Genomic DNA, 14,706 nt, shown 5'->3' with positions numbered 1-14,706 from the left:
AACAAACCTATTTATCAAGCTTTAGCTTTGCTAAGGCATCTGCTAATGCTGTATTTATTGGTTCTTCTTTTTGTTGTTTTTTCATATAATTGGAGACTTCTCGTTTAGATAGTTTACCGGATTGGTTCTTTTTACGTCGCTCGTTGAATGTCGAGAGTTTTTCCCGGTGTCCGCATTTACAAACAAATAATTGTCCTTCCCCTTCTCCACGTAACTCCAATTTTTTGTGGCAGTTCGGGCATCTTGCATTTGTTAATTTTGCAATATTTTTACGATGACCACATTCACGGTCCTGACAAACGAGCATTCTTCCCTTTTTACCATTAACCTCAAGCATTAATTTCCCACAATCAGGACATTTTGTGCCTGTGATATTGTCGTGCTTAAACCTTGAATCACTCATTTTTATGTCTTTGACGACTTCCTTTGTGTACTGCTTGATATCTGATATAAACGTATTCTTTTTTAATCTGCCTTTTGCGATTTGTTCAAGCTTCTGTTCCCACTCCGCTGAGAGTACAGGAGATTTTAAATCATCAGGTACTAGCTCTAAGAGTTGTTTTCCCTTATTGGTGATGTGGATATCTTGCCCTCTTTTTTCGATTAAAAATGTATTAAAAAGTTTATCAATGATATCCGCGCGTGTCGCTACCGTACCTAATCCGCCTGTTTTACCAATGGTTTCAATTAACTCCTTGCTTTCTCCAGCCATATATTTTGCTGGATTCTCCATTGCGGAAAGTAAGGTTCCTTCATTGAATGGCTTTGGTGGCTGCGTTTCTTTTTCGATTTCCTTAACAGATAGAACCTTTAGGCTCATTCCTGGATGTATGGTTGCCGGTATTTGACCTGCATCATCATTCTCATCAATCGAAGTAATTACTTCTTTCCAACCTAGTGAAGCAACAGTAATCCCTTTTGCCACGAACAGTTCTTTGCCTATGCGTGCCTGAACGGTTTTTTGTTCATAGGTATACGGTGGAAGAAAAACGGCTAAGAAGCGTTTTACGATTAAATCATATAATTTTTCTTCCTTTGCGGATAGAGCCTGTATGCTTGGGCGTTCCTCCGTTGGAATTATTGCATGGTGGTCGGTTACCTTGCTGTTATCAACAAACGACTTGTTTGTTTTAATTCCGCTTTTTAGTATCTTGGCACCGAGTTTCGCGTATGGTTGTACCATACAAGCCTCAATTCGATCTTTCAGAGTATCTATAATATCTGTTGATAGAAATTTTGAATCGGTTCTTGGGTACGTAACAAGTTTGTGTTGTTCGTAAAGCTTTTGAAGAACATTTAAAGTCTCCTTAGCTGAAAATCCGAAACGTTTATTTGCATCACGTTGAAGCTCTGTTAAATCATAGAGCTGTGGTGCATAGCTTTTCTTTTGTGCAGTTTGCACGTCTGTAATTTTAGCTTCTTGTCCCTGAAGGGAATGTAGAATGGAAGTTGAAACTTCTTTTTTAAAAATACGTTGTTCCTTTGTTTTTTCATGTTGCCACTTCAAGGTTAAGCTGTCCGTTAATGCATTTATTTCAAAGTAAGGTATTGGTTTAAAGTTGCGAATTTCTTCTCCACGCTTTGCAATAATGGCTAACGTTGGAGTTTGCACTCGTCCACAAGAGAGCTGTGCATTGAACTTTGTTGTCAATGCTCTTGTTGCATTGATTCCGACTAACCAGTCAGCTTCGGCACGGGCAACGGCTGAGGAATAAAGATTCTCATATTCCTTCCCGCTCTTTAAGTTTGCGAAACCTTGCTTAATTGCTTTATCAGTCACTGATGAAATCCATAAACGTTTGATGGGCTTACGTGTATTTGATTTTTCAATAATCCATCTAGCAACAAGTTCACCTTCACGACCGGCATCTGTTGCGATAATAATCTCATTGACATCTTTACGATGCATTTGTGTTTTTACGGCACTATATTGTTTACCTGTTTGCTTAATTACAACGAGGCTTAGAGGATTCGGTATAATCGGTAGATCCTCTAATTTCCATGATTTATATTGGTCTCCGTATTTTTCAGGGTCTGCTAATGTAACAAGATGGCCAAGTGCCCATGTCACAATATATTGATCTCCTTCGAAAAAGCCATTCCCTTTCTTATGGCAATTAAGGATACGTGCAATGTCTCTTCCTACAGAAGGTTTTTCTGCAAGAACAAGTGATTTCATATAAATTCCTCCAATTCACTCTTCCTATTATACACGATTCCTATTTTTGGACATAATGAAAAGTGCAAGGAGCCTTCTAATCGGTGACAAGTATAAGACAAGCGCTGACAGAAGGTGCATTTGGCCTTCAGAAGGCTTATGATCTCGAGCCGATGGCGCCTGGAACAAGACATAAAAAAACTCGGTTCTTTTCCCGAGTTTAGCTAGCATTACTATATGGTAAGACGATTTTAAATTCCGTTAAATTTGAATCTGATGAACATGATATGGATCCACCGTGTTTTTCAATGATTTTTTTACAAACAAAAAGTCCAATCCCTGTACCAAATTCCTTTGTTGTATAAAAGGGTTCAAATATCGTATCCAAGGATTCCTTAGGTATGGCTGGGCCATTGTTAGAAATAGACACAATAATTTGATTATCAAGGTTATAGCCCTTTATGATAATATTGCGATCGGTTTCTCTTTGTTTTAATGCGTCAATGGAGTTCATTAGAATATTCAACAATACTTGTCTAATTTCATCCTCATTAACAGTAATATAAATGTTTGATCCAATATTTGTATGTACTTTTACATCACCATCTAAAATACTAGCATAAATAAACTCCGTAATTTCAGTAAATAAATCGAGTAATGAAACCTCATTTTCACTTTTCTCAATTAATTCCTTCTTAGATACGTGAAGAAATTGCGAAATTTTGTAATTCAACTGATTTAGTTCATGACTGATGATATCTAAATATTTTATGTTAGGGTTATCATTTCCAATTAATTTAACAAAACCGATAACTGCCGTAAGCGGATTACGGAATTCATGAACAAATGTAGATGCCATTTGTCCCAAAATGGTTAGCCGCTCTTGATGGCTTTGGTCTATGTATTGAATTTTTTCCTGGAGCTGATTCTCTTTTATTTCCGTGTATTTGGAAACAGCATAATAGGAGAACAGATCAAAAATCCGATTCACTTCTTCAAATATAGGGTCTAATTGATCATGATCTAGTTTAGAACGGTATATGTATTTTAAAATTTCTGTTCTACCTAAATTTACATTATAAATGAATTCCCCGATATTAATATTCGCTTCTACTCGTTCTTTGGCTAGTTTATACGCAAACGATTTTAGTGCTTCTTCATCAATTGGGTTAATCATTGAGTTTTTTATCAGTTCAAACATTGTTAACCCATTTAAAACTAATTTTTCTTTATGAATGTCAGTTTCAGACATTACGGCTTTATCTTTCCAAGATGTTAAAAAAAGCGATAGATTGCTTTCAAGATAATAAATCAGTTCTCCTACTACAGGATTCATTCCGTTCAAGTCCTTTCCTTCACTTCAATCAGTTCTTAAGTTCGTAGTTATATATTCTATAATATTCTACATATTTCGCAAAACTCCTTTTTAGAATTTTAAAAAAACTTAAATAGTAGACAAGTTTTCGAGTGGGTCAAGCATACATTATAGGGAGACAAACATTAGGAGGGTTGATTATGAAATTTGTTGTGATTAAAAGAAGTTGGATTGTTGCCGCTTTTGTTGCTGCAGTGGTAATGATAGGAGGTTGGGTTTGGCTGCAGCCTGAGATTATTCCAACGATAGCCCCACAAACAACTGCCAAAGATGATGTTGTAATACATATTACAACTGGAGAATTAAAATCAAAAACAGATGAAGGCAAAGAAATTGAATCCTATTTCTGGAATCCTGGGACGGTCTATGTTCCTCAAGGTAAGGAAGTTACCTTTAATATTTATGGGGTAAATGGCAAAGAGCACTCATTCTATATCGAAGGTACAGACATCAAAGGTACAGTGAAAAAAGGAGAAGAAATCACGATTAATGCAAACTTTGAGAAAGAAGGCATGTATCGTATCATTTGCTTGAATCACTCCGATATTAATAATAACGGTCCGATGATTGGTTATATTGTCGTAGATTAATAGAAAAGTGCAAGGCGCCCCAATTCCGCTAAGAGCAATCCCTGTGCCAACGCTGGAATCCTAGCCTTCCCGGCATGGGCGACAAGCACTAGACAAACGTTGACAGAATGCACTTTTCGCCTTCAGAATCGAATGGCTTGTGACCTTGGGCCGATGGCGCCTAAAGCTAGACAAGTAGTAAAAACAGGAGAGAAACCTCTCCTGTTTTTATTGTTTACGTACAGTGATTGCATTTGTAGTTTTTGTGACAATACAATCCTCAATGTCTGCTTGTCCAAGAAGACCTAGTGTAATTGCAGCATCAATTTTCTGACGGTCAGGTTGTTTTATAATTTGGATGCAATCGACAAGATTAAGTTCTTCTAATTTCTTAACCAGTTTTTCATCATGATAGCTTTCAGAGGTACGTATTTGTCGTTGAATCTTGTAATCTCCAACGATTGACTCCCCTTTTTCTTGCTTTCCTACCGTCTCATCAAAATACACATTAATAACCTTCTTCATTTCTTTTAATTCCTTCTCAATTACCTTAGCCTGTTCACTTAATGTAAAATACTTTGATATGAGTTCTTCTGGAATTTGTGTAAATCGCTTTGAATCCTGCACATCCTTCACCCCTCATTACTTGATAATTCATCATATGATTGGGGATGGGATAACATTCTAGTACAGAAAAAATCCAGCTAAAGTAGCTGGATCTTTTTTTATCGATTTCTATGACATAGTGGCTATCAGCCATAAAGTCTTGTTATTGGCCGTAAAATTAATTTATCGGCCATAAATCTAAATTATCAGCCATAAAACTTTTTTATTAGCCGTATTTTTGAAAAAAGGCTGTTTTACTAAGCTTTGTTGTTTTTTATATTGTTGACTTTCGCTTCAGGTGGACGCTTTCCGCGGGCGTGGCTTGAGCCTTCTCAACGAAATGTGGAGGCGGCTTGCACAGAAACGAGAAAATTTGGCCACTCCGACAAAGAGGCGTAATTTGCCTCTGAAGGAGAGTTGAAATTTCTCGAGTTTCTAGCCGCTGAAACTGAACAAGTCGCTGCCGCTCCTGCGGGGTCTCAAGTCTCACCTTTTCCCGCTGGACTTGAATTTGCTTCTTTGAAATAACCCACGCACGAAGAAAATGTGAATATATTTTCGAGGAGTCGCCACCTTATGCTCCGATCAACTTGGTATCAATTATTGAAAAAGACAAAATAATCTTGTTAAATACTTTTGTATAATAGCTTTTTCAGTAATGGGAACAGGACATCTGGTAATTGCTCGATGTTTGGTACTAAAATACTGTACTTACCGTATATGTTTTGGATCGTTGTTTGTTGACCTTCATCAATTTCTCCATTTGATAAGAAGACGTTGATGACTTCGATTCCATGTTTTCGTGCTTTTAATACGGCTTCGTGTGTATCAATAATACCATTTTGCTCATAATCAAATGCTGCGGGCTCTCCGTCAGAAAAGACAAGTAAGAATTTTTGTTTCTCGGTACGTTGTAATAATTTCTTCGTTTGCAAACGAATCGAAAAACCGTCACGATTGTCTTCTTCTGGCTCAAGCTGCATGATTTCCGCTCCGTAGCTACGCTTTAGGCTCGAATCGAAATCAATCACTGTTTGCAGATAGTTCGGTTGTTTTGTACTATCGGCATCATTGGTGTCCTCCCAAAAACCTGTCACATCATGAGGAACTTGGACAGATTTTAACGCTTCGTGAAAGAGTGCAATCCCTAACTTTGTTTGGTCCATTTTATCGTACATCGATGCTGAACAATCCACTAACAATGAGAATACCGCATCAATTTGATGGGATGGCTGTTCTTTTTTATAAAATAATCTAGGATTGTCGTCTGTAAAGATACGAATTAGCTTCTTATTTAGTCTTCCAAAATGCAAATCCCCTCTAGGGAGATTCTTTTTATGTTCCAATGTTTTAAGGATCATCTGCTTAAGCTTTTTCTGATAAGGCGCAATGACCGATTTGTTTTTTTCATATTGGATCACTTCTTCGTCCGTTGGTTTTCGTGTGTTCTTGAAGACAGGGTATGCAAAGCGATTTTCCTTTCCAAATTCAGCTTCTGAGGAACCTTCTTTTTCAGAATGTACCATTTCCATTGCTTCCATCTTGGAATAGTCTTTATTTTTACTTTGTTTAGACGAGCCTTGGGCAATCCCTAACGCTTGGTCACCCTCTTCTCCTTCTCTTGCCCCTTCACCCATCAGATTCGTTCGTGAACCTTGTTCTAAATCAAATTGTAAAAAGCTTTTTGTTGGTGTACTTGTTTCACGATGCCAGGTTTCGAACTTCTCCTCATGGATATCTTCATCCCCTTTTTTGACATCATCAAGCACATCGTTATTTTTTAACTTATCTTTCCGTTTCAAATCATCAATTGTTAAGCCATCTTCAAGTACTTCATAATCAAGTTCTGGTAAATGAAAATACGTATTTAACATATCTTCATCAAGCACATCCTCAAGTACTTCAATGATTTCCATGCAAATTTTGATGATATCCTTTGTATTTTTTGCATCAAAGACTTTCTCAATTTGCCCTCGTAAAAACGGAATCACGAGATCTATTTTTTGTTGAATCGTCGGAATTTCTTCAAGAGGTGTCTCAGCCGTTAATAGTACAAAAATGCTTGTAAACAAAGCGTCAGTCGGTACACTTTTAACAATATTGACATGGAGCTGATCCTCATAATACTTGCGATAAATACGTCGTCTTTCGGTAAAGGATTTTCGTGTTCCTGGCCGTTCTTTTTTACATAGTTCTTCCAAACGACTATCTTCAAACAGCATAAACAATTGCTTCGCGAAACTTGGAAGATCGCTTTTTCTACAGAATGATAAATAACGATCAATTTCTTTAAAATCCGTATATTTCATGCTACCAATAGTCCGTAAAAAGACATCACTTAATAGTCCATATCGTTTGTCGCTAGTTGCGCGATTATCCCAAAAATGACTAATGATAATCTTCTGCTGGATCGGGTCAAGATAAGATTTATAGCCTAACTCTATTTCGAGTTCAGGATTTTTTGAGATTGTTTTGGCAAGGTCCGATAATTCCATGAATAGAAAGGAGTCGACCTTTTTATCATTAAATTGAATAAATCTCATTGTAAAAACCTCACTCAAACAGAGTTTCTGCTATATTTTTAACGGCTGCTTTCTCACGTTCATCTTCTAATTTTTCAATGATACCACGTTCAATCGCGCGTAATGGTGGCATATACATGGCTAAATCACAAGTATCAATCAATGCCCGAATGGATGCTGCTTCTTCAGAAAGCATACCACCTCGAACCTGTGTAATTAAATCAGCAGACAAGGATACAAATTTATTGATTACCTTTTCATCCTTCAATGCTGTTTGAGTTTGAAGAACTTCTTTAAGGGTTTCTCCTTGAATATATGGTACCTCAATTACGACAAAGCGGTTTTTCAATGCCTCATTTAAAGGTACGGTTCCCACATAGCCCTCGTTAATTGCGGCAATGACCCCGAAGTCATTCTCTGCACGTACTACTTCAGCAGTAAACGGATTAGTGATCATTTTACGATAATCAAGGACACCGTTTAATATTGGCAATGTTTCTGGTTTTGCCATATTGATTTCATCGATATAGAGTAAATAGCCTTTCTTCATTGCATTGATTACAGGTCCAGAAACAAATTCAATTTTCATTTTTCCATCATGCTCTTGAATGGTTTTGTAGCCAAGTAAGGCTTCTGCATCTAGGTCGACTGAGCAGTTTATACTGTACATAGGCTGTTGGAATAACTGAGAAATGGTTTCAGCAAGCTTTGTTTTTCCTGAACCAGTTGGGCCTTTTAGTAGCACATTTTTACCGATGCTTAGTGCAATAATCGCATCTCGAATAATATTGATATCTGAAGGTGTGTAACCACCTTTTCCGATTAATAGTTCATCATCAGAACCTTTATTCTTTCTATTTGAAATCTCAGTTTGTATTTCTATCGGTAACTTCAATTCTTCTAGCTGAATCGTCATGAAGTATCAAATCCTCTCATACATATGTTTATAATGTGAGTTCAAAAAGGAGGATGAAAAGGACCACGTCGACAAGGACGCCACTTCCTGTGCATAGAAATTGCAAGGCGGTGCGAACTCCAGAGTACCAGAACGTATATAGATAATACGTGAGGAACTAAAAAACAAGCCAACTCAGAAATTCGTCGTGTCATTTTTCACCGGACTTTTTGAACAACCTTTTATATCCCCACGTATTTTACCGAAGTTTGTACGTGAGAGCAATGAATACACCTTGAAATTCAAGTATTTGTGACATTTTTTATTAAGATATGGTATTATAATATTAAATACTCGTAAAATACAAATAGACCGCAGATGTTGCGAGCATCTACGGCCTAGCAATAGAATGGTCCCACTAAGAGGATCAGCCTAAGATAAAATAGACCTCACCCGATTTTTAGCGGAAAAAGGGAGGTCTATTTTTTATTGTTGTCAAAAGATAAAATCGCAACAACAAGCGACGCGAACGAAAGCATTAACACAAGGCTCTCATATATCGTCATATAGGCATCACCCCCTTTCATTTGGGAGCTTAGCCGACCACCCTTATTGGACAAACTATTGCTTATTCATTATAACACATTTTACCATACGAACACACGTTTCATTTAAAATTGGTTCTTTAGACTTACAAGTGCGCCATCGAGGTTTGCTTTAATCGCATCCCCTTTCTTATTAAGATGATCACCAATATAGGCAATTAGCTCATTATCGAAGGCTAAGCCACTTGCAAATTGACGTTTTATAAAGCGCTCGGCTTCTTCAAACGTTGAAAACTTTGCATCGAGTGTTTTTTTATCGTGGTGAATCACCCAGCGAGCGTCCTTTTTAAATATAAAGGACTTTTCCCCTTTTCGATTTACAAACAGAGTGCCATTATCATTCACTTTGAGATTGAGTTGGTTTTCAGGTGCATCATGGCGAATTGCATATAATGGGAATGTATTTTTGACGAAAAGCTCAAATGCTGTATCGCCAAGTGAGCATCCTGATGCTTTTGGATGCCCTCCGCCGCCGAATCGCTTCGCAAATTCAGAAACATCGACCTCATCATATATGGTACGAAGTCCAATTTTTTTAGTGCCAACATTTAGTATAGCAATTAAATCAAGATGAGGATTTAGCTTTCCAAGTGCATTTCCAAGTTCAGAAATGTATTGTTCTGCATGAACAACTCCCACACAATAATCTTCAATGAAGGTTTGCACCATTTGTCTATTTTTTGAGTTAATATATCTTTCAATTTTCTTATCTTCGGTATCTAAAAGAAATTCTTCCGCTTCTGTTAACTGGAAAGTATCTCGATTGTTCTGAAGTCGTTCTAGCATCTTCGTTTCAAACTCTTCAATTCCAATAATAAAAAATAAATCATTTAAGCGTTTCGCTTCTATGCGATTTTCAGTTTCCCATTCCCATGTATCATATAATCTTACAAGTTCAATAAACTCCTCTAAGCCATTATGTTTTTGGATGAGGTTCTTTTCAAGAAGAAATTCATAGTAGAGCGAAGTTGCACAAGTTTTCTTACCTGTCTCATATTCAGCCTGTACAAATCCCCAGTCATATTTATTAAAATGCATGGCTGTCTTATGATGGTCAACCATTTGTATGTAGTGACCCGCCTTATGACGTTTTTCCAATGCTTTTTCGTTTTTATCGTTCACTGCAAGATCGGTTATGTATACTTTTGCTTGACGGTGTTCTGGGTTTTCAATATATTTTTCCACACGCTCGTTTAAGTTTCGGTAAGAGCAATAGGAGACATCAACCTCTTCACCAAATGCCAGTTTGGCAACAAGTCCACATCCTACTCCGTCTAAATCACTATCTGAAAATAACTTTATCAAGTCGGATTCCCCCTTTTACTCCTAGTTTCGATTAGATTTGCTATTTTCATACACATGTACTACTTTACACTAAAAATGAAAAAAGGACGAGTATTGGTTGTCAATCGAATAATTTTCACCTACCATTTTGTCATTTTTGTGATATAATCCTTTAATCATCAAGGAAGGCAAAAGGAAATCATCTATGCATCAAACATTTAATTTAAAAGAAAAAACTAAATTATTTTTCCATATCCTCTTTCCAATTTTGGCCACACAGATTGGTCTTAATCTCATAAATTTTGTGGATACGATGATGTCTGGTCGCGCTGGAGCAAACGACCTTGCAGGGGTTGCGATTGGTTCAAGTCTTTGGGTACCGGTATACACAGGCTTGTCGGGGATATTAGTAGCGATGACACCCATTATCGCTCAGTATGTTGGAGCAAGACAAAAGAATAAGGTTCCATATTCCGTTATGCAAGGTATCTACATCTCTGTTGTCGTCGCTATAGTCGTTGCTATAATTGGTGGATTTGTGCTTGACCCAATTTTAGGTTTTATGAACCTTGAATCCGAAGTACGAGAAATAGCTAAGGAATATCTGATTGGACTTTCATTTGGAATTGTTCCTCTTTTTGTTTATTCTGTATTGAGATCATTTATTGACGCACTGGGTCATACACGGGTGACGATGATTATTACTCTTTCTTCGTTACCAATTAATGTATTGTTTAATTATCTGTTGATTTTTGGGAAGTTTGGTTTTCCTGAGTTAGGTGGTGCGGGTGCAGGTTATGCCACAGCGATTACCTATTGGCTGATTGTGTTTTTAGCTGTTTGGATTATTTTAAGTCGACCTCCATTTACTGAATATCGTGTTTTACGGAAACTTTACTCAGTATCCTTTTCAAGCTGGGGAGAAATCTTAAAACTTGGGTTGCCGATTGGGTTTGCAATCTTTTTTGAAACAAGTATTTTCTCAGCAGTTACATTGCTAATGAGTGAATTTAATACGACTACCATTGCAGCTCACCAAGTCGCAATTAACTTTGCGAGTTTGCTCTACATGATTCCTTTAAGTATTTCGATGGGACTTACAATCGTTGTTGGCTTTGAGGTCGGAGCGAAACGATTTAAGGATGCAAAACAATATAGTATACTTGGCATTTGTATCGCTGTTATTATGGCGCTTGTTTGTTCAATGATTATACTTTTGTTTCAAGAGCCAATTGCAAAAATGTACTCTACAAATGCCGCAGTTATCGGGTTAACGACTCAATTTTTACTATATGCGCTGTTTTTTCAGCTTTCAGATGCCATTGCGGCACCAATTCAAGGTGCACTGCGTGGATATAAGGACGTAAACACGACTTTTGTGATGACACTTATCTCTTATTGGGTGATTGGTTTGTCTGTAGGATATGTCTTGGCAAAATTTACAACGCTTGGTGCGTTCGGTTATTGGATCGGCTTGATAGTAGGGTTAGCTGCCGGTGCTGTAACATTATCTGGTCGTTTAGTCATTGTCCAGAAAAGAGCAGCACATGTGAAGTTTAGTGAAGAATGAAGGAAACCAGCCTTTTGAGGGCTGGTTTTTGTGTGTGAAATTTTCTCTAAATTTAACTTTATGGACATTATTTTGATTTTATGGTCAATCTTTTATTTTTATGGCCGTTAATGTAAATTTATAGCCGATATTTTTCGTTTATGGCTGTTAGTCAATTACTCCATCATCTCATTCAAAAACTTGATCTCTTTCTCATGGGAAAAGTGATTCTCGTGAGGGGTTTCGAGTACAAACGGAATATCACCAAACACGGAACTTGTTAATAATTCTTTGATTTGTTCTACTTTTATCTCCCCAAAAGGGATATTGGCATGTCGGTCCTTCATAGACCTAGTTGGGTATGCTGAATTGTTTAAATGAACCGCTTTTAAATGTTCAAAAAAACCGAGTTCAGTCCCTTTTGCTCCAACCTCATCCCAATTGTCTCCATCCCAAACACCGCTTGCGAATACATGGCAAGTATCTAAACAAAAACCAATTTTATCAGGAAACTCTGTTAGCTGCCTTACTTGGACTAGCTCTTCAAGCATTGTGCCAGTTGGCCCACTTTTACCGGCATTATTTTCTAATAAAAGCATTGCTTCCCCCTCCCACTTCGACAGAACCTCATTGAGGGTTCCAATCATCCGCTGATAGCCTTCTAGTGGGTCTGAAGCGTTTTTCAATACACCAAAATGAACAACTACACCAATCGATCCGCATTCATTTGCAATCTCTAAATCATTTAATAACGAGTTCTTAACATGGTCGATTTGTCCTTCATCCGCAACTAAATTGGTTGGATACGGTGTATGGGCAATGGTTTGGATATCATGCTCTTTACAAAATTTCGCACATTCTTGTGCATCAAGAATATTATATTCTTTAACTGACAGGCTTCGTGGATTTTTTGGAAAGTATTGAAAGGCATGTGCTCCAATTTTTTTTGCATGTTGGGCAGCCCCTAAATACCCTTCCCTAATACTAATATGACTCCCAAATCTCATGATTTCGTCTCCTATCCTACATATATAGTTAGTTTTTCTATCAGAGTAGGAACTATTCAATTAATGGACATACTAGTTTTGAGGTGAGAAAAATGGAAGACTTTACATCAAAAGACGAGACTGTACAAAATAAATCAATCGAAGAATTAGAAGAGGAAATGGGGTTATACATTGTTTCACCTGAAAAAATTAATTCTATTTTTGAAGAAGAAGAGCAATGAAAAAAGAGCGAAAACCAACTCGCTCTTTTTGTTCAATATCTATTTATTTAATGAAAATACGACCACAGACTCGTTGCTCTCCAGACAATGGCAAACGAACATAAACTGATAAATGTTCCACTAAGTATTTTGGCTACTCTTTTATGTGTTCCTTTAAAAATGGAATGTGCGAAGCTAAATGCAAAAATCAAAAATAATATGATTGAAATCTCCATATACATATTCATCTCCATAAAAATACCCCTTTCAAATCTAGACATGCTGAGATATTTTGACGAGTCTCTCTTATTATCATCAGATTATAAGGGAAACTAAGGAGTTGTACAACAGAAATTAGTACTAATTGTAAATATTTTCTTGTTTTGTTTACAATTTCTTCACATTTTCCATTTCCTCAAGATAGACATGCTGCAACTGAAGCTTTTCTTCAATTGATAGACTGGAGTCGAAAATTCGTCTGCTTGCCATAAAAAATTTTTCATAGGGAGTTTTGCGAAGTCTTGGATGGGTCAATTCATCTAGTATATCCCTTCGAATTGTGGAACGCAGAATGTCTTCACTGCTCATGTCCTTTTGCCATAGCCGACGATTCATCCAAAGCGACTGATATGCTTTTAAGAGTTGATCAAAATTAACAGGATCCATTTTCAATATAGCTCCTTTTATACCCGAGAGCCCATCAAAAGATGGGCTCTAAGTACTTAATCGTCAAACTTATATGTCCAATATACTTCTGTTCGTAGCCACTCAATAATTTCATTATCACTGTCATCAATCTTTTGGAGCAGATTTCCCATCAAGCCTTCTGTTTGGGAACGATGTGCTTTCAATGTCGCAATCTTCTTGTCTAATACTTCACTTACATCGAATTCAACATCATGTTCACCAATTTTTTCAACACGGTCATGAGTGATTGCTTTGCAGTAAACAGTTGGTCTATTTTCTTTCGGAATACGCTTAACTGCACGAATGGTTGCTTCTCCTGTTGCATCATGGTCAGGATGGACACCATGTCCAGGATAGAATGTAATAACAAGAGATGGATTTACTTCCTTGATGATTCCCTCAATTGTGTCTGCGATTCTTTCTGAATCTAAAAATTCTAATGTTTTATCACGATATCCTAGCATGCGGAGATCGCTTATTCCACATGCTTTACAAGCTTCTCTTAGTTCTTTTTTTCGAATCTCAGGCAGGGTTTCTCTCGTTGCAAAAAACGGATTTCCTAAATTTCTGCCCATTTCCCCAAGGGTTAGGCAGGCATATGTAACAGGAACCCCTTTTTGTGTATTTAAACTAATTAAACCTGATACTCCAAATGCTTCATCATCTGGATGTGGCAATACAATTAAAATATGTCGCTCCATTTTACTACTCCTTTTATTAAAATATGCCGTTGAAGTTCCAAAACTCTAGAATGGGGTTGTGCTAATTTGCAGCGCAACTGCGAGTTTGCCTTCCTCATCATGACCTGCTAGTAATAAACGGTCCTTCTCGTCAAGCTCCCAATCTGTTAACCCTTCTGCATAAATCCAGCCAATATCCATCTTAAGGCCAACACGGTACGGATCATTTCCAACGATTTTTCCTTCTGTATACGTAACAAGGGCATTTCGAATAAATGCACCCGCTGATGTTTTTTTAGCGCCAGAATGCACTGCATATGCGCCATTTGTAGTTTCAAGGTGAATATAAACGTTTTGATTGGCAAAACGGTTAATTATATCCTGAATGTCTTCTTTTTTTATCGGTTTCAAATGTGAATCCTCCAAACTCTAAATAAATATGTATTCATATATAAATATTAACGATTTTATCAATAAAATTCCAATAATGCGAACTGCAAAATCAAATTAATAGCAATCCCTTGAAAAGATGGTATGATTTTCTACGTATTGGACATATTACGTATATG

15 protein-coding genes are annotated in these 14,706 nt (G+C 37.1%); 3 read left to right on the top strand and 12 right to left on the bottom strand.

All coding sequences use genetic code 11. The annotated features are described in order from the left end of the window. Nucleotides 1–7 precede the first annotated feature (7 nt). Together NST91_RS14080 and NST91_RS14075 are read right to left on the bottom strand one after the other, a co-directional pair. On the bottom strand, nucleotides 8–2,179 hold the full coding sequence (locus NST91_RS14080; protein WP_341331646.1) for a DNA topoisomerase III: 2,172 nt from the start codon (nucleotides 2,177–2,179) through the stop codon (nucleotides 8–10). 199 nt (nucleotides 2,180–2,378) lie between these two features. Next, nucleotides 2,379–3,494 carry a histidine kinase N-terminal domain-containing protein gene (locus NST91_RS14075; protein WP_341331645.1) on the bottom strand — a complete coding sequence of 372 codons (1,116 nt, stop codon included), beginning with the start codon at nucleotides 3,492–3,494 and terminating at the stop codon, nucleotides 2,379–2,381. 179 nt (nucleotides 3,495–3,673) lie between these two features. Here NST91_RS14075 and NST91_RS14070 point away from each other — a divergent pair, with 179 nt between their 5' ends. Then, a complete protein-coding gene (locus tag NST91_RS14070) occupies nucleotides 3,674–4,123 on the top strand; it encodes a cupredoxin domain-containing protein (RefSeq protein ID WP_341331644.1) in 450 nt (149 codons plus the stop codon). 207 nt (nucleotides 4,124–4,330) lie between these two features. Here NST91_RS14070 and NST91_RS14065 read toward each other — a convergent pair whose 3' ends face one another. From NST91_RS14065 to NST91_RS14050, 5 genes are all read right to left on the bottom strand, one after another. Then, nucleotides 4,331–4,729: a hypothetical protein gene (locus NST91_RS14065; protein WP_341331643.1), complete on the bottom strand. Its 399-nt coding sequence runs from the start codon at nucleotides 4,727–4,729 to the stop codon at nucleotides 4,331–4,333. Between the two features lie 605 nt (nucleotides 4,730–5,334). Beyond that, complete coding sequence (locus tag NST91_RS14060) at nucleotides 5,335–7,251, bottom strand: vWA domain-containing protein (protein WP_341331642.1); 1,917 nt, start codon at nucleotides 7,249–7,251, stop codon at nucleotides 5,335–5,337. Between the two features lie 10 nt (nucleotides 7,252–7,261). After that, nucleotides 7,262–8,146 carry an ATP-binding protein gene (locus NST91_RS14055; RefSeq protein ID WP_341331641.1) on the bottom strand — a complete coding sequence of 295 codons (885 nt, stop codon included), beginning with the start codon at nucleotides 8,144–8,146 and terminating at the stop codon, nucleotides 7,262–7,264. A 458-nt stretch (nucleotides 8,147–8,604) separates the two neighbouring features. Further along, a complete protein-coding gene (locus NST91_RS26315) occupies nucleotides 8,605–8,691 on the bottom strand; it encodes a putative holin-like toxin (protein WP_369695634.1) in 87 nt (28 codons plus the stop codon). Between the two features lie 105 nt (nucleotides 8,692–8,796). Then, nucleotides 8,797–10,035 (bottom strand): DHH family phosphoesterase, encoded by a 1,239-nt coding sequence (locus NST91_RS14050; protein ID WP_341331640.1) that lies wholly within the window; start codon nucleotides 10,033–10,035, stop codon nucleotides 8,797–8,799. A 184-nt stretch (nucleotides 10,036–10,219) separates the two neighbouring features. Here NST91_RS14050 and NST91_RS14045 point away from each other — a divergent pair, with 184 nt between their 5' ends. Next, nucleotides 10,220–11,584 (top strand): MATE family efflux transporter, encoded by a 1,365-nt coding sequence (locus NST91_RS14045; RefSeq protein WP_341331639.1) that lies wholly within the window; start codon nucleotides 10,220–10,222, stop codon nucleotides 11,582–11,584. A gap of 155 nt (nucleotides 11,585–11,739) precedes the next feature. On the opposite strand, the gene NST91_RS14040 is transcribed toward NST91_RS14045, so the two are convergent. Further along, nucleotides 11,740–12,570: a deoxyribonuclease IV gene (locus tag NST91_RS14040; RefSeq protein WP_341331638.1), complete on the bottom strand. Its 831-nt coding sequence runs from the start codon at nucleotides 12,568–12,570 to the stop codon at nucleotides 11,740–11,742. 92 nt (nucleotides 12,571–12,662) lie between these two features. Between NST91_RS14040 and NST91_RS14035 the strand changes: the two genes are divergently transcribed. Continuing rightward, complete coding sequence (locus NST91_RS14035) at nucleotides 12,663–12,791, top strand: hypothetical protein (protein WP_341331637.1); 129 nt, start codon at nucleotides 12,663–12,665, stop codon at nucleotides 12,789–12,791. Nucleotides 12,792–12,838: 47 nt separating this feature from the next. On the opposite strand, the gene NST91_RS14030 is transcribed toward NST91_RS14035, so the two are convergent. From NST91_RS14030 to NST91_RS14015, 4 genes are all read right to left on the bottom strand, one after another. Beyond that, the gene (locus NST91_RS14030; RefSeq protein ID WP_341331636.1) at nucleotides 12,839–13,024 is read right to left on the bottom strand and encodes a hypothetical protein; all 186 of its coding nucleotides are present in this window, start codon (nucleotides 13,022–13,024) and stop codon (nucleotides 12,839–12,841) included. 133 nt (nucleotides 13,025–13,157) lie between these two features. Beyond that, on the bottom strand, nucleotides 13,158–13,436 hold the full coding sequence (gene yoyC, locus NST91_RS14025; RefSeq protein ID WP_341331635.1) for a protein YoyC: 279 nt from the start codon (nucleotides 13,434–13,436) through the stop codon (nucleotides 13,158–13,160). Nucleotides 13,437–13,492: 56 nt separating this feature from the next. After that, entirely contained in the window at nucleotides 13,493–14,158 is a 666-nt protein-coding gene (gene bshB2, locus NST91_RS14020; RefSeq protein WP_341331634.1) for a bacillithiol biosynthesis deacetylase BshB2, read from the bottom strand. Nucleotides 14,159–14,203: 45 nt separating this feature from the next. Then, complete coding sequence (locus tag NST91_RS14015) at nucleotides 14,204–14,548, bottom strand: DUF1806 family protein (RefSeq protein ID WP_121448643.1); 345 nt, start codon at nucleotides 14,546–14,548, stop codon at nucleotides 14,204–14,206. Between the last annotated feature and the right edge of the window lie 158 nt (nucleotides 14,549–14,706).

The sequence above is a fragment of the Ferdinandcohnia sp. FSL W7-1320 genome, assembly GCF_038050315.1.
GTDB lineage: Bacteria > Bacillota > Bacilli > Bacillales > Bacillaceae_L > Ferdinandcohnia > Ferdinandcohnia aciditolerans.
Note: the sequence above shows the minus strand (reverse complement) of the source record. Positions and strands in the feature narration are given on the sequence as shown.